General features: G+C 74.2%; 21 protein-coding genes. 10 read left to right on the forward strand and 11 right to left on the reverse strand.

Features of this window, described 5'->3' with window-relative positions; translation table 11 throughout:
• Nucleotides 1-794 precede the first annotated feature (794 nt).
• Nucleotides 795-1,118 carry an AzlD domain-containing protein gene (locus AB0M29_RS06730; protein WP_365379893.1) on the reverse strand — a complete coding sequence of 108 codons (324 nt, stop codon included), beginning with the start codon at nucleotides 1,116-1,118 and terminating at the stop codon, nucleotides 795-797.
• Complete coding sequence (locus tag AB0M29_RS06735) at nucleotides 1,115-1,843, reverse strand: AzlC family ABC transporter permease (RefSeq protein WP_365379896.1); 729 nt, start codon at nucleotides 1,841-1,843, stop codon at nucleotides 1,115-1,117. Before AB0M29_RS06735 ends, AB0M29_RS06730 begins: the two co-directional genes overlap by 4 nt.
• Nucleotides 1,844-1,923: 80 nt before the next feature.
• Between AB0M29_RS06735 and AB0M29_RS06740 the strand changes: the two genes are divergently transcribed.
• A complete protein-coding gene (locus tag AB0M29_RS06740) occupies nucleotides 1,924-2,571 on the forward strand; it encodes an XRE family transcriptional regulator (protein ID WP_365379898.1) in 648 nt (215 codons plus the stop codon).
• A gap of 58 nt (nucleotides 2,572-2,629) precedes the next feature.
• Here AB0M29_RS06740 and AB0M29_RS06745 read toward each other — a convergent pair whose 3' ends face one another.
• Nucleotides 2,630-3,586 carry a hypothetical protein gene (locus AB0M29_RS06745; protein ID WP_365379900.1) on the reverse strand — a complete coding sequence of 319 codons (957 nt, stop codon included), beginning with the start codon at nucleotides 3,584-3,586 and terminating at the stop codon, nucleotides 2,630-2,632.
• A 99-nt stretch (nucleotides 3,587-3,685) separates the two neighbouring features.
• On the reverse strand, nucleotides 3,686-4,198 hold the full coding sequence (locus AB0M29_RS06750; protein ID WP_365379903.1) for a hypothetical protein: 513 nt from the start codon (nucleotides 4,196-4,198) through the stop codon (nucleotides 3,686-3,688).
• A 102-nt stretch (nucleotides 4,199-4,300) separates the two neighbouring features.
• On the opposite strand from AB0M29_RS06750, the gene AB0M29_RS06755 reads away from it, so the two are divergent.
• A complete protein-coding gene (locus AB0M29_RS06755; RefSeq protein WP_365379905.1) occupies nucleotides 4,301-5,062 on the forward strand; it encodes a crotonase/enoyl-CoA hydratase family protein in 762 nt (253 codons plus the stop codon).
• Between the two features lie 115 nt (nucleotides 5,063-5,177).
• Here AB0M29_RS06755 and AB0M29_RS06760 read toward each other — a convergent pair whose 3' ends face one another.
• Nucleotides 5,178-5,882, reverse strand: a complete 705-nt coding sequence (locus tag AB0M29_RS06760) for an anthrone oxygenase family protein (protein WP_365379908.1) — start codon at nucleotides 5,880-5,882, stop codon at nucleotides 5,178-5,180.
• Between the two features lie 88 nt (nucleotides 5,883-5,970).
• Between AB0M29_RS06760 and AB0M29_RS06765 the strand changes: the two genes are divergently transcribed.
• The 3 genes from AB0M29_RS06765 to alc all read left to right on the forward strand — a co-directional run bounded on the left by AB0M29_RS06765 (nucleotide 5,971) and on the right by alc (nucleotide 9,103).
• Complete coding sequence (locus AB0M29_RS06765; RefSeq protein WP_365379911.1) at nucleotides 5,971-6,912, forward strand: AraC family transcriptional regulator; 942 nt, start codon at nucleotides 5,971-5,973, stop codon at nucleotides 6,910-6,912.
• 74 nt (nucleotides 6,913-6,986) lie between these two features.
• A complete protein-coding gene (locus AB0M29_RS06770; protein WP_365379913.1) occupies nucleotides 6,987-7,913 on the forward strand; it encodes a LysR substrate-binding domain-containing protein in 927 nt (308 codons plus the stop codon).
• 59 nt (nucleotides 7,914-7,972) lie between these two features.
• Nucleotides 7,973-9,103, forward strand: a complete 1,131-nt coding sequence (gene alc / locus AB0M29_RS06775) for an allantoicase (protein ID WP_365379916.1) — start codon at nucleotides 7,973-7,975, stop codon at nucleotides 9,101-9,103.
• A gap of 25 nt (nucleotides 9,104-9,128) precedes the next feature.
• Here alc and AB0M29_RS06780 read toward each other — a convergent pair whose 3' ends face one another.
• From AB0M29_RS06780 to AB0M29_RS06790, 3 genes are all read right to left on the reverse strand, one after another.
• The gene (locus AB0M29_RS06780; protein WP_365379918.1) at nucleotides 9,129-9,608 is read right to left on the reverse strand and encodes an ankyrin repeat domain-containing protein; all 480 of its coding nucleotides are present in this window, start codon (nucleotides 9,606-9,608) and stop codon (nucleotides 9,129-9,131) included.
• A gap of 9 nt (nucleotides 9,609-9,617) precedes the next feature.
• Nucleotides 9,618-10,313 (reverse strand): hypothetical protein, encoded by a 696-nt coding sequence (locus AB0M29_RS06785; RefSeq protein ID WP_365379920.1) that lies wholly within the window; start codon nucleotides 10,311-10,313, stop codon nucleotides 9,618-9,620.
• A 63-nt stretch (nucleotides 10,314-10,376) separates the two neighbouring features.
• Nucleotides 10,377-11,174: a maleylpyruvate isomerase family mycothiol-dependent enzyme gene (locus AB0M29_RS06790; RefSeq protein ID WP_365379922.1), complete on the reverse strand. Its 798-nt coding sequence runs from the start codon at nucleotides 11,172-11,174 to the stop codon at nucleotides 10,377-10,379.
• Between the two features lie 99 nt (nucleotides 11,175-11,273).
• Between AB0M29_RS06790 and AB0M29_RS06795 the strand changes: the two genes are divergently transcribed.
• Together AB0M29_RS06795 and AB0M29_RS06800 are read left to right on the forward strand one after the other, a co-directional pair.
• The gene (locus tag AB0M29_RS06795; RefSeq protein WP_365379925.1) at nucleotides 11,274-12,179 is read left to right on the forward strand and encodes an arginase family protein; all 906 of its coding nucleotides are present in this window, start codon (nucleotides 11,274-11,276) and stop codon (nucleotides 12,177-12,179) included.
• Between the two features lie 108 nt (nucleotides 12,180-12,287).
• Nucleotides 12,288-14,447 carry a DUF5107 domain-containing protein gene (locus tag AB0M29_RS06800; protein WP_365379928.1) on the forward strand — a complete coding sequence of 720 codons (2,160 nt, stop codon included), beginning with the start codon at nucleotides 12,288-12,290 and terminating at the stop codon, nucleotides 14,445-14,447.
• Between the two features lie 84 nt (nucleotides 14,448-14,531).
• Here the strand turns inward: AB0M29_RS06800 and AB0M29_RS06805 are convergent, their stop codons facing one another.
• Nucleotides 14,532-15,527 carry a 2-dehydropantoate 2-reductase N-terminal domain-containing protein gene (locus AB0M29_RS06805; protein WP_365379930.1) on the reverse strand — a complete coding sequence of 332 codons (996 nt, stop codon included), beginning with the start codon at nucleotides 15,525-15,527 and terminating at the stop codon, nucleotides 14,532-14,534.
• A 148-nt stretch (nucleotides 15,528-15,675) separates the two neighbouring features.
• Between AB0M29_RS06805 and AB0M29_RS06810 the strand changes: the two genes are divergently transcribed.
• The gene (locus tag AB0M29_RS06810; RefSeq protein WP_365379932.1) at nucleotides 15,676-16,746 is read left to right on the forward strand and encodes an RNA ligase (ATP); all 1,071 of its coding nucleotides are present in this window, start codon (nucleotides 15,676-15,678) and stop codon (nucleotides 16,744-16,746) included.
• 28 nt (nucleotides 16,747-16,774) lie between these two features.
• On the opposite strand, the gene AB0M29_RS06815 is transcribed toward AB0M29_RS06810, so the two are convergent.
• Nucleotides 16,775-17,386, reverse strand: coding sequence for a GNAT family N-acetyltransferase (locus tag AB0M29_RS06815; RefSeq protein WP_365379935.1), 612 nt, complete (start codon nucleotides 17,384-17,386; stop codon nucleotides 16,775-16,777).
• A gap of 131 nt (nucleotides 17,387-17,517) precedes the next feature.
• On the opposite strand from AB0M29_RS06815, the gene AB0M29_RS06820 reads away from it, so the two are divergent.
• Nucleotides 17,518-17,943, forward strand: coding sequence for an SseB family protein (locus tag AB0M29_RS06820; RefSeq protein ID WP_365379938.1), 426 nt, complete (start codon nucleotides 17,518-17,520; stop codon nucleotides 17,941-17,943).
• 124 nt (nucleotides 17,944-18,067) lie between these two features.
• On the opposite strand, the gene AB0M29_RS06825 is transcribed toward AB0M29_RS06820, so the two are convergent.
• Nucleotides 18,068-19,540 carry a phosphatase PAP2 family protein gene (locus tag AB0M29_RS06825; RefSeq protein WP_365379940.1) on the reverse strand — a complete coding sequence of 491 codons (1,473 nt, stop codon included), beginning with the start codon at nucleotides 19,538-19,540 and terminating at the stop codon, nucleotides 18,068-18,070.
• 59 nt (nucleotides 19,541-19,599) lie between these two features.
• Here AB0M29_RS06825 and AB0M29_RS06830 point away from each other — a divergent pair, with 59 nt between their 5' ends.
• Nucleotides 19,600-20,274, forward strand: coding sequence for an HAD family hydrolase (locus AB0M29_RS06830; protein WP_365379943.1), 675 nt, complete (start codon nucleotides 19,600-19,602; stop codon nucleotides 20,272-20,274).
• Nucleotides 20,275-20,371: the final 97 nt, after the last annotated feature.

Below are 20,371 nucleotides of genomic sequence, written 5' to 3' on the forward strand. Positions count from 1 at the left end.
GGCGACGGGCGCAGGGGGGCGCATGCCGCGATCGCGCCTGCGGGGTGGACGGCGTGGTGGGTGTGGTGAATGGACGTGGATCCCGCGCGTTGTCGCTGCGGCGACGGGCACTCGGGTCGGGGGAGTTCGTGCTGCGAACGCGCCTGCGGGGGCGGGCGACGCGGTGGGTCGAGGCGTTGTTCCCCGGTGGGGTGCGTTGTCGTGAGCGCTGGCGGGCGCATGGGGGGCGGCGCGACCAGGTGGGTCGTCGCTGCGGCGACGGCGAGGGAGGGGGCCAACTCGTCTGCGGGGCGTGGTGCGCGGAGGAGGTGGGGCGCGGTAGGTGGAGATGGATCCTGGGACTTGGGACGTTGCCGTGGCGCTGACTCGTCCGAGGGGTGCTGGTGGAGGCGCTAACTACCCTGCAGGGGACGGTGGATGGAGGGTGAGCATCGCGGGGGGATCGGGGGGCGCGGCTGAGCCCGCTGACGTTGCGCGACGGGTGGGGGAGGTTGGCGAACTCGCCCGCCGGGACGGGCGCCTGCGGCTGGGCGCTGCGGAGGAGGCGGGGTCATCGCGGCGGGCGCTTGCCGTTGCGCGACGGGCGCCACGAGGGCGTGGCATAAGGGCGCGAGCTTGCCTGCGGATGCGGCGTGTGGCAGCTGTGCACGCCACTGATGGGGCTTGCCCCGGGGGAGGGGCTGCTGGTGGTTGCCGTGGGGCGAGCCGCGCGCCGCGCGGACGGTGGGTGAAGTGGGGGACGGCGGCGGACTCGCCGTAGAGACGGCAGATCGGGGGAGGGCGTGGGCGGCGGGCTAGAGGGGGGTGAGGAGGCGGAGGAGGGCGGTGGTGGTGGCTGCCGCGAGGACGACGGTGATGAAGGGGGCGCGGCGCCAGGCGAAGAGGCCGCCGACGGCCACGCCGGCGGGGCGGGCGAGGTCGGCGGGGGAGTGGCCGTCGGTGAGGGCGGAGGTGGCGACCAGGGCGGAGAGGAGGACGACCACGGAGACGGACATCAGGCGCTCGACGCGCGGGGAGAGGGTGACGCGGGTGCGGAGCAGGGGGCCCGCGAAGCGGAAGGCGAAGGTGCCGGCGCCGAGGACGGCGGTGCTGGCCAGCAGCGTCGTGGCCGATGTCATGGGGCGACCTCCTCGCGTGACTCGTGCTCATGGTGGGAAGCGGCGGCAGGCCCGGGAGCGGCGGGGCCGCGCGCCGCGGCCACACCCGCGAGTGCCAGCAGAACCGGCAGCCCGGCGGGCAGGAACGGCGTGGCGGCCAGCGCGATGAGGACTCCGGCGAGAGCCGCCCTCCTGGTGGCCGCCTCGCTCAGCGACGGCAGCAGCAGAGCCAGCAGTACGGCGGGGAAGGCCGCGTCCAGTCCGAACTTGTCGGTGTCGCCGACCGCGCTGCCCCCGTACGCACCCGCGACGACGCCCGCGTTCCAGCACAGGAACAGCCCGACGCCGCAGGCCCAGTACGCGGTGCGGCGCCGCGCGGGCGACTTCTGGGCGAGGGTGAACGCCACCGTCTCGTCGACCATGAGGTGGCTGCCCATGATCCGCCGCAGCGCCCCCGGCCCGAACACGTCACCCACGGCGAAGCCGAACGGCACGTGCCGCGCGTTCACCAGCAGGCCCGCGACGACCGCCGCGACCGGGTTGCCGCCCGCGCCGACGATGCCGATGAATATGAACTGGGCCGCGCCCGCGAAGACCACCACGGACATCAGCATGGGCAGCCACACCGGCAGACCGAGACCCACCGCGATGGCGCCGAATGAGACGCCGACCACGGCGTCGGCTACACAGACCAGCGCGATGTCCCGCGCCAGTCCCTTCTCTGGGGTTCGCCATATCGAACGCATCGCCCTCTATAATGAACACAAGTACGGCGTTCGTCAAACCGAACGACCAGCATTCTCCAGCGAACGATCGGAGCGAGTGAATGGCACAGGGCGAGGCCCCCGGCGGCAACCGCGGCAACCGCGACGACCAAGGTGACGGCGGCCCGAGCCGCGGCGACGACACCCGGGCCCAGCAGGGCGGAAGAGCGCCACTGGCCGCCATCGCCGAATCGCTCCAGCGCGAGCGCCGCCGTGCGGGCCTTTCCCTCGCCGAGGTCGCCCGCCGCGCGGGCATCGCCAAGTCGACGCTCTCCCAGCTGGAGTCCGGCGCGGGCAACCCGAGCGTCGAGACGCTGTGGGCGCTGAGCGTCACCCTGGACGTGCCGTTCGCGCAGCTCGTGGAACCGCCGCGGCCGACCGTACGGGTGCTGCGCGCGGGCGAGGGACCGGCGTTCACGGCCGAGCGTTCGGACTACGTCGCCACCCTGCTCGCCTCCGGCCCCCCGCACACGCGCCGCGACATCTACCTGGTCTCCGTACAGCCGGGCGCCCCCCGCGATTCCGACCCGCACACGCCCGGCACCGTCGAGCACGTCGTGCTCAGCACCGGCCGCGCGCTGGTCGGCCTCACCGAGGACCCCGTCGAGATCCACCCGGGCGACTACATCTCGTACCCGGCGGACGTCGCCCACACCTTCCGCGCGCTGGAGCCCGACACCGTCGCCGTACTGGTCTCGGAACACCCCTGACCAGCAGCGCGGCGCCGGGCCCCGGCGCAGTACGTCTGGCCCTACTTCATGCCGTACGTCAGGCCGCCCGTACGGTGAGCGCCGCGGTGTGCAGCGTCCCTCCGGTGCGGAACTGCACAAAGAGCCGCCAGTCACCCGCGGCCGGCAGCTCGGCGTGGAAGGTCAGTTCGGGACCGCCGGGTGTGCCGTCCGCCGCCGTGGTGGGGTGCAGGTGCGCGAACGCCAGATCGCCGGCGCGGAACGCCGTCAGATGCGCGTACGTCCCCAGGTACGGCTGGAGGTCGGTCACGGGCTTGCCGTCCTTGCTGAAGGCCACCGTCAGTGGTGCGGCCATTCCCGCCCTCACCTCGCCGCGTACGGTCAGCGTGTAGCCGTCGACCGTGGTGGTGGACGCGGCGGGCGGCAGCGGTGCGGCGGTCGCGGCGCCGGGCACCGTGACCGTACGGCTCAGGACGAAGTCCTCGCCCTTGCCGGGACCGTCGGCCGGGGTGAAGGTCGCGAACACCCGCCAGCCGCCTGGCGCCAGCGCGGCGAGCCCCGCCGTCCAGGTCCCGTCGGCGGCCATCACGGGGTGCACGTGCTGGAAGCCGGTGAGGTCGGAGCGGACCGCGTAGAAGTGCAGCCGCTCGGTCTGCTCGACGGCGAAGGCGGTCACCGGGCCGCCTTCGGGACCGGTGACGCGGAAACGGTACGCCACCGGGTGACCGGCCGTCAGGCGGCTGTCGGCGGAGACGAAACGGTAGCCCGCGCTGGTGTCGGACGGTGCCGCCGTGGTGTCCATGGACGGCATGCCTGACATCGACGGCATCCCCGTCGTCGAAGGCATCCCTGGCATCCCCGGCATCGACGGCGTCGACGTCATCGCCGGAGCGTGGTCGTGGGCCGTCCCCTTGGCGGCGGGGGAGCCGGATCCGGAGCCGCAGGCGGTCAGGCCGAGCAGTAGCGCGGCGCCGACGGCCGCGACGGCGGTGGTGCGGGAACGGGCGCGGGAACGTGAAACGTGCAGAGGTCGCATGAGATGCACCGGGTTCTTCCGGGTGGGACGCGCACAAGGTGCGCGGAAATGAGCAGGACGCGGCGCCGCGCCGGGAACACCCCGGCCCGGCGGGCCCTCTCAGGTCCGCGCCACACCCACCCGCAGCAGCACGGCACGCCCGGTGGACGGTGGACCGCGCCAACCGCCCCCGAGCGCATGAGGTGTCCAGCTGATCGCGCCCGCTTGGGTGATCGTGTGACCGCTCACCGCACCCGTCGCCGCATGGGCCAGCGGCGACCCGCCGCGTGCGGGCGTCGCCCAGCAGATGTCCCCGTGCGGGTGCGTCCCGCCGTACACCTGGGCGCGGAATTCGCCACTCATGGTGCCGCGCGAGTTTTCGCGCACCAGAGTGTGATGATCGGTGAACGGAGCCGTGAAATCGGCCCCGACGCCCCCTTCGTGGCGCGGGTGCGCCATCGCAGCGGCAGCACCCATCGACGCCATCGACGCGACACCGCCATGGCACCCCTGAGCCGCGGAGGCCGGTGAACCGTGCATCAGGAAGAGACCGAAAAGCACCGCGCAGACGGCCAGCGCCCGGGGCGTGCGGCGGCGTCGCGCCTGCCGCGTACCGCCGCCGTCCACTGCCATGGCGTCGACGATATACCCCCAGGGGGTGTCTTGCGGACGCCGGGTACCCCGTGTTAACGCTGCGGGAACACCCCTGGCAAGCCCGACGGAAAGGCGCGACGAATGTCCGTACGCAGTGAGCGGGACGGTGCGGTCACCACGGTGGTGCTGTCACGGCCGGAGGCGCGCAACGCGGTGGACGGGCCCACCGCGCGGGCCCTCGCGGACGCCTTCCGGGAGTTCGACGCGGACGACGAGGCCGCAGTCGCCGTGCTGTGGGGCGAGGGCGGCACCTTCTGCGCGGGCGCGGACCTCAAGGCGATCGGCACCGAACGCGGCAACAAGGTGACGGCCACCGGTGACGGCCCGATGGGGCCGACCCGGATGCGGCTGGGCAAGCCGGTGATCGCCGCGGTCTCCGGCCACGCGGTGGCGGGTGGGCTCGAACTCGCCCTCTGGTGCGATCTCCGGGTCGCGGAGGAGGACGCGGTGTTCGGCGTCTTCTGCCGCCGCTGGGGCGTACCGCTCATCGACGGCGGGACCGTACGGCTGCCCCGGCTGATCGGGGCGGGCCGCGCGATGGACCTCACGCTCACCGGCCGCCCGGTGGACGCGGCCGAGGCGCTGGCGATCGGGCTGGTCGACCGGGTCGTGCCGCGCGGCACCGCACGCGCGGCCGCCACCGCGCTCGCCGCCGAGATCGCCGCCTTTCCCCAGACCTGCCTGCGCCAGGACCGGCTGTCGCTGCTGGAGCAGGAAGGTCTGCCGGAACAGGAGGCGCTGGCCGTGGAGTTGGGCCACGGCATGGTCTCGCTCACCGAGGCCGCGGAGGGAGCGGCGCGGTTCGCCGCGGGCCAGGGCCGCCACGGCTCCTTCGGGAACTGACCCCTCCTTCGGGAACTGCCCCCGCACCGGCCCGAAACGCCCGCCGCCCTCCCCCGACGGCGTGGGGAGGGCGGGGTCGCTGCCCGGCGGCCTGACCGGCCGCCGGCACCGGGCGTCAGCCGCGCCCGGCACGCAGGGCCCAGGACAGGCAGCCGAGGGCGGCGGTGCTGGTGAGGACGCGGGCCACGTTCCAGTGCAGCCACGCGGACTCGAACTGGGCGCGTACGGCCGCCGGGTCGTGGATCTTCGCCGGGTTGCCGGCGTTCGCGAGCTGGTCGTTGAGCGGCACATTGAGCCCCATGGTGATGAAGAGCGAGGCCGTGTAGAGCACGACGCCCGCGATGATCCACGGCAGTGCGGGCCGCCCCTCGCCCCGCCAGTGCAGGGCCACCGCGATCCCGCCCAGCACCAGGGCGCCGCCGAACGCCAGGCTGAACCATCCGTTGAGGATCGCCACGTTGATGCGCTGCACACCCTCGATGAAGGTGCGGTCGTCGGCCTTGCCGAGCCCCGGCATCACCGCGACCGAGAAGGCGAAATACAGACCCGCCATCAGACCGGTGGTGAGCGTGGCGGCGAGCAGGACGTACGTACGGATGTCGCCGGACATGGCAGCAACTCCCTTGTGCGGTGCGGACGGTGCCGACTTCGACGGTGGGACGGGCGGGGTGTTCGGGAGGCGGCCGGGTCCGGGGCCGTGCCCGGTGCCTTGCCCGGGTGCGTGTCCGGAGCCGTGCCCGGTCCCGTGCTGGGGGCGCGGCTGCCAGCCGCTCTCGTAGTGGGTGAGCTGCTGGGGGGCGCTGTACGGGTTCGTTGTCATGACTTCAGTGAAGCCGCGCCGCCCAGCCTCCGACCATCGTCGAAAAGCTCACCCCCATGCGCGGGCGTCCAGCCCTACGCTGGGAGCCATGGACGCACTGGCGAACCTGCTGGACGGGCCCCGGGCGCGTGGCGCCTTCCTGTTGCGGTCGATCCTCACCCCGCCCTGGTCGGTACGGATCGAGGACCGCGCCCCGCTGACGCTGGTCTTCATGGTGAGCAGCGACGCCTGGATCGTGCCGGACGCCGCCGGGCCCGTACGGCTGCGCCCCGGCGACATCGCGGTGGTCCGCGGGCCCGAGCCGTACACCGTCGCCGACGACCCCGGCACCGCACCGCAGATCGTGATCCACCCGGGTCAGGTGTCCGCCACACCCCAGGGTGTCGAACTGTGCGAGGACATGGACCTCGGCGTACGCACCTGGGGCGACGACCCGCACGGCTCGGCGGTGATGATCAGCGGCACCTACCAGATGCGCGGCGAGATCAGCCAGCGGCTGCTGTCCGTACTGCCGCACATCCTGGTGCTGCCCGGCGACGACTGGAGCAGCCCGCTGCCGGGTCTGCTGCGCGACGAGATCGTGCGGGACGAGCCGGGCCAGGAGGTCGTCCTCGACCGGCTGCTCGACCTGCTGCTCATCGCGGTGCTGCGGGACTGGTTCGCCCGGCCCGAGGCGGGCGCCCCCGCCTGGTACGTCGCCCAGTCCGACCCGGTGGTCGGCCCGGCGCTGCGACTGCTGCACGACGAGCCCGCGCACCCGTGGACCGTCGCCGCGCTGGCGGCCAGGACCGGCGTGTCCCGGGCGGCGCTCGGCCGCCGCTTCACCGATCTCGTCGGCGAGCCGCCGATGTCGTACCTGACGAGCTGGCGGCTGTCGCTCGCCGCCGACCTGCTGCGCGAGCCCGACGCCACCATCGGCGCGGTGGCCCGCAAGGTCGGCTACGGCAGTCCCTTCGCGCTCAGCGCCGCCTTCAAACGGGTCCGCGGGATCAGCCCGCAGCAGCACCGCGAAGGCGCCGCCGCCTCCTGACCCGCCCGCTGCCGCGCCCCCGTCGTCGTGTGGCGGGTGGCGACGATTCGGCGCGCACTGTTTAGGCTGGCTGCATGAAGGAATGGGACCTACGGAAGCTGCAGATCCTGCGCGCCCTGCACGACACCGGCACCGTGACGGCCGCGGCGGGCGCGCTGCGCATGACGCCGTCCGCCGTCTCGCAGCAGCTCGCGGCGCTGTCGAAGCAGATCGGCTCGCCGGTGATCGAGGCGCGCGGCCGGGGCGTCAGACTCACCGGCGCCGCGCACGTCCTGCTCCGCCACGCCGAGGTCGTCTTCGCCCAGCTCGAACGCGCGGGAGCTGAACTCGACGGATACGCGCAGGGTGAGTCCGGCCTGGTCACCGTGGGTGCCATCGCGACCGCCATCACGCGCCTCGTCGTCCCCGCGGCGCAGATCGTACGGCGGGACGCGCCCGGCATCACCCTGTCGGTACGCGAGGCGGAGGCGGCCGAGGTGTACGAGGAGCTGGCCGCGGGCGAGGTCGATCTCGCGCTGTCGCTGGCCGTCGACGCGCCCACCGCCAGGGACGCGCGATTCGTGCTCTTCCCGCTGCTCACCGACCCCTTGGACATCGCGCTGCCCGCGACGCACCCACTGGCCGCCGCGCCGGGGCTGCGGCTCGCGCAGCTCGCCGGCGAGCCGTGGATCTTCGGCAGCCGCGGCCCGTGGCGCGAGATCACGCTCGCGGCATGCGCGGACGCCGGTTTCGTACCCGAGCAGGCGCACGCGGCCGCCGACTGGCCCGCGATCTTCGCCCTGGTCGGGGCGGGCATGGGGATTGCCCTCGTGCCCCGGATGACGGCCTCGGGTGCGCGCCGCACCTCCGACCTCGTCGTCCGCCCGCTCGATGTCGACCGGCCGCGGCGCCGCATCGTGTGCGCGGTGCGCGGCGGCTCCGAGGACGCCCCGCTGCTGCGGCGGACCATGGGCGCGCTGCGGCAAGCGGCGGAGCTGGATCCGATTGTGCAGTTCACCTGAAAGATATCTTCAGTAAGTTTCGATGGACGTGAAGGGTCGGGTGGGCGGAGGGTAGAGGCATGACGACAGACGGAGCGACCTTCACGCCACTGACCACCTTCACCGGCGACGCACTGCCCTACGGGGGCGGGAACCCGTTCGCGGACTACCGCAGCGTGGACCTGCCCTTCGGCGCGCTGGTGGACCTCGCCGACCGCAGGCTCGGGGCGGGGGTGCTCGCGGCCAACGACGAGTTCTTCGCCGAGCGGGAGAATCTGCTCGTCGCCGGCCCCGCGGTCTTCGACCCCGAGCGGTTCGGGCACAAGGGCAAGATCATGGACGGCTGGGAGACCCGGCGGCGCCGCGGGGTGTCCGCGAAGGAGCCGCACCCGGAAGACACCGACCACGACTGGGCGCTGATACGGCTCGGGGCGCCGGGAGTGATCCGCGGCCTCGTCGTGGACACCGCCCACTTCCGGGGCAACTACCCGCAGGCCGTCTCGGTGGAGGCCACCGCGCAGCCGCTGTCCGCGTCGCCGGAGGAGCTGCTCGACCCCGCGGTGGAGTGGACCGAGCTGGTGCCCCGCACCGCGGTCGGCGGCCACGCGGAGAACGCCTTCGCGATCCATGTCGAGCGTCGGTTCACCCACCTGCGGCTGCGCCAGCACCCCGACGGCGGCGTCGCCCGGCTGCGGGTGCTCGGCGAGGTGGCGCCCGACCCGGCCTGGCTGGCCGCGCTCGGCACCTTCGACCTGGTGGCGCTGGAGCACGGCGGCACCGTGGAGGACGCCTCCGACCGCTTCTACTCGCCGCCGGAGCACACCATCCTGCCCGGCCGCTCCCGCAAGATGGACGACGGCTGGGAGACCCGCCGCCGCCGCGACAAGGGGAACGACTGGATTCAGTACCGGCTGGTCGAGCAGGGCGTGATACGCGCCGTCGAGATCGACACCGCGTATCTGAAGGGCAACTCGGCGGGCTGGGCGGAGCTGTCGGTCCGCAACCGGGCGGGCGGCGAGTGGACACAGCTCCTCCAGCGGGTCCGCCTCCAGCCGGACACGGTGCACCGCTTCGTGGTCGACGCGACGGCCGCCACCCATGTACGGATCGAGATCTTCCCCGACGGCGGGATATCCCGACTGCGGCTGTACGGCTCGCTCACCGAGCAGGGTGCGGCGCGACTCGCCGAGCGCACCGACGCGATCAGCTGACCTCCCGGCTACGGGGGGCGGGAGGTCAGCTCGCGCCGAAGAGCTTGAGCAACTCGTCCTTGCCGAACATCCGGGCGGTGTCGACCGCCGACGGCACGCCCGCGTTGGGGTCGGCGCCGCCGTCGACCAGGGCGTCGATCACCTCTCGGGCGCCCTTGAACACGGCGCCCGCCAGCGGGGTCTGGCCCTTGTCGTTGGCCCGGTCCGGCTCCGCGCCGCGCTGCAGCAGGGCCCGCACCGTCTCGCCGTGGCCGTGGTAGGCGGCGAGCATCAGGAGCGTGTCGCCGCGGTCGTTGGTGAGGTTCGCGGGGACCCCGGCATCGACATAGGCCGCCAGCTTGGCGGTGTCGCCCTGCCGGGCGAGGTCGAAGACCTGGGAGGCGAGCTGCAGGACCTCCGGGTCGTGCGCGGGCTTCTCGGGGTCGGGAGCGGGGTCGCCCACGGGGGCGTACGCCGACTCGTGGGGCTGCTCGGGCGACGGCTCGTGCGACGGGGACTCGGTCATGCGTCCAGCCTACGCAGGGCACTGACCGTTGAAGAAGGAGATCACCACGCGCTGCGGCGCGCCGTCGCCCACCCGGACCTCCACCGGCACGCAGGCCCGGCCCTCCCCGGCGACGAAGAACCCGCCGGGGAAGCCGGTGGTGCTTCCCGGGCACGCCTGGAAGGTCACCGCGGGGGCCGGGGCGTAGCCGAAGCCCTGGCCGTACTCCAGCGCGGCCTGGGCCCGCTCCTGGGCGCCGATGGTGACGGTGACCGTCGTTCCGGCGCGGAGCCTGATGGCGACCTTGTAGTGCCAGCCGTCGGAGTTGCGGCTGCCGAAGGCGTTCTGGTCGCCGTCGGCCATCAGCCGCAACCCCGGCCAGATGACCGGACCGACGGCCACGTCGTCCTGGCCCTCGCTCGGCGCCCGGCTGGGAGCGCCGGTGGCGGCAACCGTCGCGGGGCGGCTCGGCGGACGGCTGGGGGAGCCGGTCCCGGTACGGGTCCCGCTGTTCGTCCCGGTGCGGCTCTTCGTGCCGGTCGGGCTGGTGGACTCCTCGGAGTGCGCCTCGCTCGACACACAGGCCACCGGACGCGGATGGTCGATGCTGCCGACGGGCGGCGGGTCGGAGGAGGCGAGAGCGGTGTCGGTCGTGGGGGTCGGCGGCCGGTTGTCGGCGGCCCCCGAACTACAGGCGACAAGAAGGACGGTGGATACGAGAGCCACACCAGCCGCGCGAACCACTCGACCCGACATGGGCATCACCCCTCAGGTCAGGACGGTACGGGCTCAGCCGAGCGTCGGCCAGACCACCAACTGCCGTACCAGAGCGGTGTCCCCGGACACCCGCAGGGCGCTCCCGTCCCAGGGCGCCCGCCGGTACAGGGTCAGCAGCAGCTCCCCCGCGGGGCCCTCGACGGTGGCGCCGGGCTCCGGGCCGTCCCCCGGCCCGCCGCGCACCGCGGAGGCGCCGGTGGCGTCCAGGATCAGCGTCCAGGCCGCGCCCTCGTCGGCGACCAGCGCCACCCGGGCCGGGGAGTGCGGCCAGCCGTCCATCGAGCCGAAGCCGACGTGCAGGAACTCGTCGACGGCGTCGACCGCCAAGGCCGGCGGCAGCGGCTCCGGGGCGCCCGCGGCCTCCTGCGCGTCCCGGGCGTGCACGGCCGCCTCCTGCACCTGGTGGCGGGCCACCGAACCGGAGGTGGCGGGGTTCCCCGACTCCGCCCACCACGTCCAGCACGGGGTGTCGGGCCCGGCCGCCCGCAGCGCGTCCAGCAGCAGCGCGGTGGACGCCGCCGACCAGGCGAGCAGGTCACCGGCGGGTTCCGTGGCGCCCACGGCCTCGTCGGACGGCGGCCGCAGGGCGGGGCCCGCCGCCACCGTCGCCGCCCAGAAGCGCTGCACCTGACCGACGTGCGCCACCAGGTCCCGCACCGTCCAGTCGGGGCACCCCGGGATCCGCGCCGTGAGATCCGCCGCCGCCACGGCCTCGCGCAGCGCGGCGGAGCGCTCCTCGACCATCTGGAGCCAGTCGGGGAACGCTGGTTCGGAGGAGCGCGGCGCGTGCGGGGAGCGCGGAGTCGTCATGGCGTCCGTTGTAGCAGCGACCACTGTCAGTGGCCCCGGCACGCGATCACCGCCGAAGGGGCGGCGCCGTTGTCGGAGGGGGCGTACACAATGGCCGGTATGAACCGTTCCGTTGTCCTGATCGACGCGCCGACCAACCTCGGGCTGCGGCCGCCCGTCCCCGGGGCGGTGCCCGGGTGCGCCAAGCTGGCCGGGGCGCTGCGGGACCAGGGGCTGCTGGCGCGGCTCGGCGCGCGCGAGGGCGGCGTGGTCACCCCGCCGCGCTACGACCGCGGGGCGTGGCGCGAGGGCGACGGCGTCTTCCACGCCAAGGCCATCGGCGGGTACAGCGTCCGGCTCGCCGACCGGCTGCAACCGCTGGTCGCGGCAGGGGAGTTCCCCGTGGTGCTCGGCGGCGACTGCAGCATCCTGCTCGGCGCCGCCCTCGCGCTGCGCCGCCTGGGCCGTTACGGGCTGGCGTATCTCGACGGCAGCGCCGACCTGCGCCACCCGGGCAACTCCACCCGGATCGGCGCCGCCGCCGGCGAGGGCCTGGCCCAGGTCACCGGGCGCGGCCAGGACGACATCACCGACCTGGAGGGCCTGCGGCCGTATGTGCGTGACGACGACATCTGGGCACTCGGCATGCGGGACTACGACGACGACCTCGCCGAACTGACCGAGCTGGGCATCCGGCACGCCACCACCGGCCGGATCCGCGAACGCGGGGCGCAGGCCGTCGCCGACGAGGTGCTGGCCCGCCTCGCCGCACCGGAGCTCGACGGCTTCTGGCTGCATCTGGACGCCGACGTGCTGGACCCCGAGGTCATGCCCGCCGTCGACAGCCCCGACCCCGGCGGCCTCACCGTCGCCGAACTGCGGGTGCTCGTCACCGCCCTGGCGCGCTCCCCGCGCTGCGCCGGACTCCACCTCACGATCTACGACCCGGATCTCGACCCAGAGGGCTCCGGAGCGGTACTTCTCGCGGATCTGCTGACCGATTGCACAGGTTTTGCCCAACCCTGACTCCGGGAGGCACTGTTCAGCTCGGCGGGAAACCTGTTCCATGGTCATCAGAGGGCTGCCGCATCGGGGGTGGCCGACCGTGCTGAAGAGGTGGCCTTGGCTACGACCGTGCGACGCACCGCTGTGAGCATTCCGGCCGCCCCTCTCGGCCCGGAGAACCCGCTGCCCGCGCTGCGCCCACTCGGCGACATGCACCACATCGATCTCCGCGACCGTGCCGGGCTGCCCGCCGACATGGCCCGCCAGCTCGGCTACGCGCCACTGCGCTCCGTGCTCCCGGTGAGCGTCCTGGACGGCTACGGCCGCGACCGCGCCCCCGCCGACCTCGACGCGCTGGTGATCGAGAACGACCGGCTGCGCGCCACCGTGCTGCCCGGACTCGGCGGGCGCCTGCACTCCCTGCTGCACAAGCCGACCGGCCGGGAGCTGCTCTACCGCAACCCGGTGCTGCAGCCTGCCGCGTTCGGGCTGGCCGGAGCGTGGTTCTCCGGCGGCGTCGAGTGGAATCTGGGCGCCACCGGCCACGCCGCCCACACCTGCACACCACTGCACGCCGCCCGCGTCCCGGCCCCCGGCGGCGGCGAGATGCTGCGGCTGTGGGAGTGGGAACGCCTGCGGGACCTGCCGTTCCAGATCGACATGTGGCTGCCCGAGGAGTCCGACTTCCTCTACGTCGGCGTGCGGGTCCGCAACCCGCACGACCGCACCGTCCCCACCTACTGGTGGTCCAACACCGCGGTCCCGGAGACCGAGGGCACCCGGGTCCTGGCACCGGCCGACGCGGCCTGGCACTTCGACTACACCCGCGCCCTCAGCCACGTCCCGATGCCGCGCCCGTCAGCCAACGGCACCGGCCCCACCAGCGGCGACGGGGGCACCGCCGCCGACGTCAGCTACCCCGCCCGCTCCTCGCACGCCGCCGACTACTTCTTCGACATCAGCGAGGACGACCGCCACTGGGTCACCGCGCTCGACGGCGACGGCCACGGCCTCGTGCAGACCTCCACCGACCAACTGCGCGGCCGCAAGCTGTTCCTGTGGGGCAGCGGGCGCGGCGGGCAGCGCTGGCAGCAGTGGCTGACCGAACCCGGCACCGGCGGCTACCTGGAGATCCAGGCGGGCCTGGCCCGTACCCAGTTCGAGCACCTCCCCATGGCGGCGGACTCCGAACTCTCCTGGCTGGAGGCGTACGGCCCGCTCACCGCCGACCCGGCGGTCGTCCACGGCGACGACTGGACGGCCGCCCGCGCCGAGGCCGCGGCCCGGCTGGAGACCGCGCTGCCGCGCGCCACCGTGGACGCGGCCCACGCGGCCTGGCTCGCGCACGCCGACACCGACCCGAAGGACGTCCTCGCCACCGGCTCCGGCTGGGGCGCGCTGGAGGTCGAGCGCGGCCACTTCCATCTGCCGGGCACGCCGTTCTCCGCGAGCACACTCGGCGCCGCGCACAAGCCCTGGCTGGAACTCCTGCTCGCGGGCGTGTTCCCCCGGCCGGCCGACGGCGCCGCGCCCGGGCCCGCCCTCGTGGCCCCCGAATGGCGCGAACTCCTGGAGTCCGCCGACACCTACCCGGGCAACGAGTGGTTCCGCGACTACTACCTCGGCATCGCCCAGTGGCACGCCGGCGACCGCGCCCAGGCCGTACGGAGCTGGGAGCGCTCGGTCGCCGACCACCCCTCGCCCTGGGCGCTGCGCGCCCTCGCCGTCGCCGAGACGGACGCGGGCGAGGACCGGCGGGCGGCCGACCGCTACCTGGCCGCGTACAGCTGCCTGCGCGAGACGTTCCTGACCCGCGAACGGTGGTTCCCGGAAGCCGTCGCCACCGCCCGCGCCGTCCAGCGCGCCCTGCTGCTGGAGGCGATACCGGTTCTGCTGGCCGCGGACCGCCCCGCCGACGCCCAGCGCCTGCTCGCCGACCCACCTGCCGGACCCCCACCCGGCCCCGACTCCGGCCCCGGTCCCGACTCCGCCTCCGCCTCCGACGGCGGCGCCGACCACGCCCCGGACGCCGACGGCCGCCGCTGCCTGCTGACCGCCCAGACCGCCCTCGCGGGCGGCGACGTCACCGCCGCCCGCGCCCAGTTCGACCGCGGCTTCGTCGTTCCCGACCTGCACGAGGGCGTCGAGACGCTCAGCGACACCTGGTTCGCGATCGCCGAACGCCTGGTCGCGGGCGACGGCCCCGTCACCGACGAGATCCGCGCCCGGGCCCGCACCGAGCACCCGCTGCCCGCCGCGTACGACTTCCGGATGCGCCCCGGCACCTGAACGGAGGGGTAGAGCCGCGGCCCGGGCCCGGCACCGGGCCCGGGGGCCGCCCCGGAGCCGTATGCCCGGCCGCTACCCGGGCCGCTACGCCCGGCCCGCGCCGATCAGCGCCGCGGCCTCGGCGGCCGTCAGGCTGCCCGGGCCGCGGCGGTCGCGGGCGAAGGTGTCGGCGGTGCGCTGCAGGGCCTCGTTGACCGGTGTCGGGAGGCCGAGCCGGCGCCCGAGCAGCACGATCTCGCCGTTGAGGTAGTCGGCCTCGATGGAGCCGGTGCCCCGCGCAAGGCTCTGCCAGGACGAACCGCCGCCGCGCAGCACGCCGTTGATCGGCTGCACCTGCACCCGGTCACCGCGCACCCTGGCCTGTTCCGCCGCGCTCACGAACGGGATGCCCGCCGCTTCGAGCACGCGTTCACCCTCGGCCCTGGCCCGCTGGTAGACCTCCGCCAACGGCCCCTCGCCGACCGGCCCGCACATCGCCTCCAGCGAATTGCCCAGATTCCCCAGCAACTTGGCGTACTTCCAGGCCATCACGTCCTGCGAGACCGGCGCCTCGAACCCCGAACTCCCCAGATCGGCGGCCATCTTGTACGTCGTGTCGTCCGCGCCCGACGGATAGCGGCCGAGGTGCAGGATGCCGGTCAGCGGCGCGCACGGCGCCTGCACCACACCCGGTTCGAGATACGCGCTTGGCAGCCACACGCACATCGCGTGCACGTCACGGAAGCGGCGCAGCGCCAGCCGTTCGTTCTCCACCCCGTTCTGCGCGCACACCACCGCCGGGCCGTCCCCGCCGTGCCCCATGCCGTACGCGCCCCACGCGGCCAGCGCGCCCGCCGTGTCCTGCGTCTTCACCGCCAGCACCAGCACGTCGTCCGGCCGCGCCGTCAGCGCCCCCGGCCCGTCCACCACCGGCACCTTCAACGTCAGCGCCCCGCCCGGCAGTTCGAGCCGCAGCCCGCGCTCGGCCAGCGCGTCATGATGCGCCCCGCGGGCCACCAGCACCACCTCATGGCCGCTGTCGAACAGCCGCCCACCGATCGTCCCGCCAACCGCACCCGCACCGATGATGATGTATCGCACCCCCCGAGCCTCGCACACATCCCCACCCACCCTGCCCCACCCGCCCGGCGGGCGCGGGCGCGTCGATAACCGGTGGCCGCGGGGCTGTTCGGGCGGTCACAGTGGTCGGCACACACCTGGAACCTGGACGAACTCATGGGGGGACGTCATGTCCACGCTGCGCGTGACCGCCGAGCGGCTCACGATCCTCGACCACCCGAACGCCGACGCGCTGGAGCTGGCGCAGGTCGGGTTGTACCGGGCGGTGGTCGCCAAGGGTGCTTATCGCAGCGGGGAGTTCGCCGTGTACATCCCGGAGCAGTCGGTGCTGCCGGAGGGGCTGATCGCCGAACTCGGGCTGACCGGGCGGCTGGCGGGGTCGGCCGCGAACCGGGTGCGGGCGGTGCGGCTGCGCGGGGAGCTGTCGCAGGGCATCGTCTGCCGTCCGGCGGCGGTCGGCAGCACCGACCTGGAGCGGGCCGCGGCCGACGGCGAGGACTTCGCGGAGCGGCTGGGCATCGTGAAATGGGTGCCGCCCGTGCCGGTGTCGATGAGCGGCGACGTCGAGGCGGCGCCCGATCTGCTGCCGTGGATCGACATCGAGAACCTCAAGCGCTACCCGGACATCTTCGCGCCCGGCGACCCGGTCTGCGTGACCGAGAAGCTGCACGGCACGGCCTGCTGCCTGTCGTACTACGCGGACACGGGCACCGTCCACGTCACCTCCAAGGGCCTGGGCGCCCAGCGGCTGGCGCTCAAGGAGAGCGAGAGCAACCTGTACTGGCGCGCGGTCAACGGCTACGGTCTGCCCGCCGTCGCCGCCCGGCTTGCGGGGGAGCTGGGCGCGGCGCGGCTGGGGATCTACGGCGAGGTCTACGGCAGCGGGGTGCAGGACCTGGGGTACGGCACCACCGCGAGGACCGGCGACGCGCCCGGCTTCGCGGCGTTCGACGTGTGCGCCGAGATCGACGGGCGGGTGCGCTGGCTGGACGCCTTCGCGCTGCTGGGCGGCCAGGTGCCGCTCGTACCGAAGCTGTACGAGGGCCCCTTCGACCTGGACCTGGTGCTGGAGCTGGCGCAGGGCGACGAGACGGTGTCCGGGCGCGGACTGCACCTGCGCGAGGGCGTGGTGATACGGACCGCCGACGACCGCCACAGCGACACGCTGGGCGGCCGGGCCATCGCCAAGGTGGTCAGCGACGCCTACCTCACCCGCAAGGGCGGCACCGAGTACGAGTGAGGCACGGGGGAGCGGGAGCGGGTCGCGGTCAGGCCGCGTCCCGCTCCAGCCGGGCCCGCAGCCGGCGCCTCGCCTCCGGCCACTCGTCGACGAGCATCGAGAAGAAGACGCTGTCGCGCCAGGTCACCCCGTCGGAGCGGAGCCGGTGGCGGCGCCAGACTCCCTCGCGGACGGCGCCGAGCCGGGCTATCGCCTGCTGGGAGCGGGTGTTGAGGACATCGGTCTTCCAACTGACGCGGCCCATACCGAGATCGTCGAAGGCGTGGGTCATCAGCAGCAGCTTGGACTCGGTGTTGATCGGGGTGCGCCAGTAGGCCCTGCCGTACCAGGTCCAGCCGATCTCCAGCCGCTCGTCCACGGCGCTCACGTCGTGGTACGTGGTCCAGCCGATCGCCCGGCCGCCGGTTCGCTCGACCACCGCGAAGGCGAGCCCTCCGGCGGCGACGGAGTCGGCGGCGACACGTTCCGCCAGCTCCCGCATCTCGTCCTCGGTACGCGGGGCGTCGGTGGGCAGCCAGCGCCACACCTCCTCGTCACCGCCGCCCGCGGCGAAGAGGTCGGCGGCGTGCCCGGGAAGGAGGGGTTCGAGCCGTACGTGGCGGCCTTCGAGGACGGTGGGCGCGGGGGTCCTGGCGGTCATACGGGCACCGTAGGCGGCGCGGGGGCGCCCTGGTCAAAGCGATTTCAGCCCGTGGACGGCATGCTCTGTCCAGAGTCGGGTACGCGCCGGGTTCACCCACGTTGACGTCACACCCGAGAGGACCAGAGGCGATGACCGACATGAACCCTGACGGAGCCCAGCCTCCGGCGCAACGCGCACTGCACGAGATCGCCCAGGGCAGCGAGAACGTCATCGCGCTCAGCACACTCGCCGTGAGCGAAGTGCTGCTGCCCGTGCCGGGCGCGGACGAGTACCCGGACGGCGTCGACGGCGCCGAGCTGCCCCGGCAGATCCAGCTTCCGGTCTACGAGCAGGAGGACGGCAGGCAGCTCGTGCCCGTCTTCACCTCGGAGACCCGGATGGCCGACGCCCTGCCGAGCACCCGCCGCTACCGGCTGGTACAGCTCGCCGCGCTGAGCGGCGCCTGGCCGTCCGACGAACTGATCCTGTCCATCGACACGGGCAGCCCCGACGCGCTCAGCATCTCCGGCGAAGGCGTGAAGGCACTGGCCGGACTGGTGCCGGGCGACAACTGACGGCGCCGCGCGCCGGGCGCCACACGACACGCGGCCGCCGCCGGGCGCCCGTCGTCGACGACCGGCGCCGCCGGACGGCGGGCCCGGCGCGGTCACGTGCGACCGCGCCCCGATGCCGCCCGCCTCACCCCCGGTAGACCACCAGCCCGCCCGGCACCTTGTCGAGCAGCAGCTCGCCCGGGGCGGGCGCCACCTCGCCGTCGTACGCGAGATGGGTGCCCGCACCCGGCAGCCGCAGCCTCAGCCGCGGCACGGCGGCGGCGGTGTAGACCGGCGACCGGGTGAGCACCCCGGTCAGCGCCGCGCCCAGCAGCCGGGTGCGGGCGAAGGGCCCGCCGTCCACGATCCGCACGTCGAGCAGCCCGTCGGCCAGGTCGCGGCGCCGCACGGGCGCGAGACCCACGGTGGAGTAGCGGCAGTTCCCGGCGAAGAGCAGCCACACCGACCGGCGCCGCCCGTTGATCTCGATGTCCACCGGCTCGCAGGTGCGCAGCACGTGCACGGCCGCCAGTACGCTCGCGGGCCAGCTGCCGACCCGCCGTGACCAGCGCTCCCGTACCCGTACCAGCTCCGGGTACGACCCGATGCTGAAGGTGTTCAGAAAAGGTGCGGTCGCCGCGCCCGGGCCCGGCACGTCACGGCTGGTGTGGCGGGCGACGTCGACGCGGGCGGCGCGGCGGGCCAGCACCGCGGTGGCGGTGTCGTCGACCGAGCAGAGGCCCAGGTCGAGCGCGAAGTGGTTGCGGGTGCCGCCGGGGAAGACCGCCAGCGGCAGCCCGTGCCGGATCGCGACGTCGGCGGCCAGGCAGACCGTGCCGTCGCCGCCGCACACCCCCAGTGCGCCGCCCTGCTCGACGGCGGTGCGCGCCGCCTTCTCCATGAGTTCGGCGAGGTCGTCGTCCTCGGTGCACTCGGTGACGGTGGCCTCCGGCAGCGCGGCGGCGATCCGCTCGGCCGGAACCGTCAGCAGCGGAGGAGGGCCGGAGGCGGCGTTCACCACCACGTGCAGACCACGCCCCGAGGGCAGGTGCGGGACCCGGGCGTCGGGACCCGCCTCGGGCTGTCCCGGGGCGGGCGGCACCAGGGCGCGCACCGCCAGGGCGGCGCCGAGGCCGAGGGCCGCGCCCGCCAGCACGTCGCTCGGGTAGTGCACGCCGGTGTAGATACGGGAGAAGGCCACGCCCGCGGCCACCGGCGCGACCACCGCGCCCCACCGCGGCGACTCGATCGCCAGACCCGCGGCGAAGGCGGCGGCGGAGGCGGCGTGCCCCGACGGGAAGGACGAGGTGACGGGCTGGCGGCGCAGCTGGCGGATCACCGGCACCGCGTCCAGCAGCGGGCGGGCGCGGCGGACCGCGCCCTTGCCCACGGTGTTCACCGTCAGCGACGCCAGCACCAGTGAGCCGAGGCCCCGGGCGGCCGCGCGCCGTCCGTCACGGCCGCCCGTGGCGGCGATCCCGGCGGCCACGCCGAACCACAGGCGGCCGTGGTTGGCCGCGTGGCTCAACCGCGGCAACACCGGCTCCGCGCCCGGCCAGTGACGTCCCGCCACCTCGGCGAACAGCTTCCTGTCCCAGCTCTTCCACGGGTATGTCATGCGGGCTCGGTTACCCGCACCCGGCCGGTGCACGCCGCCGCGATGTACGCTCGACCGGTGTGAGCGAAGATCATCCGACGGACCGGTGGCCGAGCCCCGAGCTGGTCATCTTCGACTGTGACGGCGTGCTCGTGGACAGCGAGAGGATCGCGGTCACGGTGGACGCGTTCGTGCTCGCCGCACTGGGCTGGCCGCTGGCCGAGGACGAGATCGTCGAGCGGTTCGTGGGCCGCTCCCACCGGGACATGACGGCCGCGATCGAGGAGCACCTGGGGATCACCCTGGCGCCCGACTGGGACGCGCCGTACCGGCACCTCTACCGGCAGGCGTTCGAGGCCGACCTGACCGAGGTCGACGGCGTCTCCGAGGCGCTCGACGCCCTCACCCTGCCCAGCTGCGTCGCCTCCAGCAGCAGCCATGAGGGCCTGCGGCACACCCTCGGTCTGACCGGGCTCTACGAACGGTTCGAGGGCCGTATCTTCAGCGCCTCCGAGGTCGAGCACGGCAAGCCCGCGCCCGACCTCTTCCTCCACGCCGCCCGCACCCTCGGTGTCGCCCCGGCCCGCTGCGTCGTCGTCGAGGACAGCCGCCACGGCGTCGCCGCCGCCCGCGCCGCCGGCATGCGCGCCCTCGGCTACTCCGGCGGCCTCACCCCCGCTTCCTGGCTCGAAGGCCCGAACACCACCGTCTTCGCCGACATGCGGCGCCTGCCGGGATTGCTCGCCGAGTACTGAAGCGCTCGCGCTGACGTAGGTCCTCGCCCCCGGTGGCGCGGCTTCGCCCGCACTGGCGTAGGTCCTCGCCCCGGAAGCCCCGGGGGGCGCCCTCGCG

The organism is Streptomyces sp. NPDC051976 (assembly GCF_040680795.1).
Classification (GTDB): domain Bacteria; phylum Actinomycetota; class Actinomycetes; order Streptomycetales; family Streptomycetaceae; genus Actinacidiphila.

Coding starts and splice junctions, on each gene's coding strand:
- AB0M29_RS06730 (WP_365379893.1), bottom strand. CDS start 1,118: ATGACATCGGCCACGACGCTGCTGGCCAGCACCGCCGTCCTCGGCGCC.
- AB0M29_RS06735 (WP_365379896.1), bottom strand. CDS start 1,843: ATGCGTTCGATATGGCGAACCCCAGAGAAGGGACTGGCGCGGGACATC.
- AB0M29_RS06740 (WP_365379898.1), top strand. CDS start 1,924: ATGGCACAGGGCGAGGCCCCCGGCGGCAACCGCGGCAACCGCGACGAC.
- AB0M29_RS06745 (WP_365379900.1), bottom strand. CDS start 3,586: ATGCGACCTCTGCACGTTTCACGTTCCCGCGCCCGTTCCCGCACCACC.
- AB0M29_RS06750 (WP_365379903.1), bottom strand. CDS start 4,198: ATGGCAGTGGACGGCGGCGGTACGCGGCAGGCGCGACGCCGCCGCACG.
- AB0M29_RS06755 (WP_365379905.1), top strand. CDS start 4,301: ATGTCCGTACGCAGTGAGCGGGACGGTGCGGTCACCACGGTGGTGCTG.
- AB0M29_RS06760 (WP_365379908.1), bottom strand. CDS start 5,882: ATGACAACGAACCCGTACAGCGCCCCCCAGCAGCTCACCCACTACGAG.
- AB0M29_RS06765 (WP_365379911.1), top strand. CDS start 5,971: ATGGACGCACTGGCGAACCTGCTGGACGGGCCCCGGGCGCGTGGCGCC.
- AB0M29_RS06770 (WP_365379913.1), top strand. CDS start 6,987: ATGAAGGAATGGGACCTACGGAAGCTGCAGATCCTGCGCGCCCTGCAC.
- alc (WP_365379916.1), top strand. CDS start 7,973: ATGACGACAGACGGAGCGACCTTCACGCCACTGACCACCTTCACCGGC.
- AB0M29_RS06780 (WP_365379918.1), bottom strand. CDS start 9,608: ATGACCGAGTCCCCGTCGCACGAGCCGTCGCCCGAGCAGCCCCACGAG.
- AB0M29_RS06790 (WP_365379922.1), bottom strand. CDS start 11,174: ATGACGACTCCGCGCTCCCCGCACGCGCCGCGCTCCTCCGAACCAGCG.
- AB0M29_RS06795 (WP_365379925.1), top strand. CDS start 11,274: ATGAACCGTTCCGTTGTCCTGATCGACGCGCCGACCAACCTCGGGCTG.
- AB0M29_RS06810 (WP_365379932.1), top strand. CDS start 15,676: ATGTCCACGCTGCGCGTGACCGCCGAGCGGCTCACGATCCTCGACCAC.
- AB0M29_RS06815 (WP_365379935.1), bottom strand. CDS start 17,386: ATGACCGCCAGGACCCCCGCGCCCACCGTCCTCGAAGGCCGCCACGTA.
- AB0M29_RS06820 (WP_365379938.1), top strand. CDS start 17,518: ATGACCGACATGAACCCTGACGGAGCCCAGCCTCCGGCGCAACGCGCA.
- AB0M29_RS06825 (WP_365379940.1), bottom strand. CDS start 19,540: ATGACATACCCGTGGAAGAGCTGGGACAGGAAGCTGTTCGCCGAGGTG.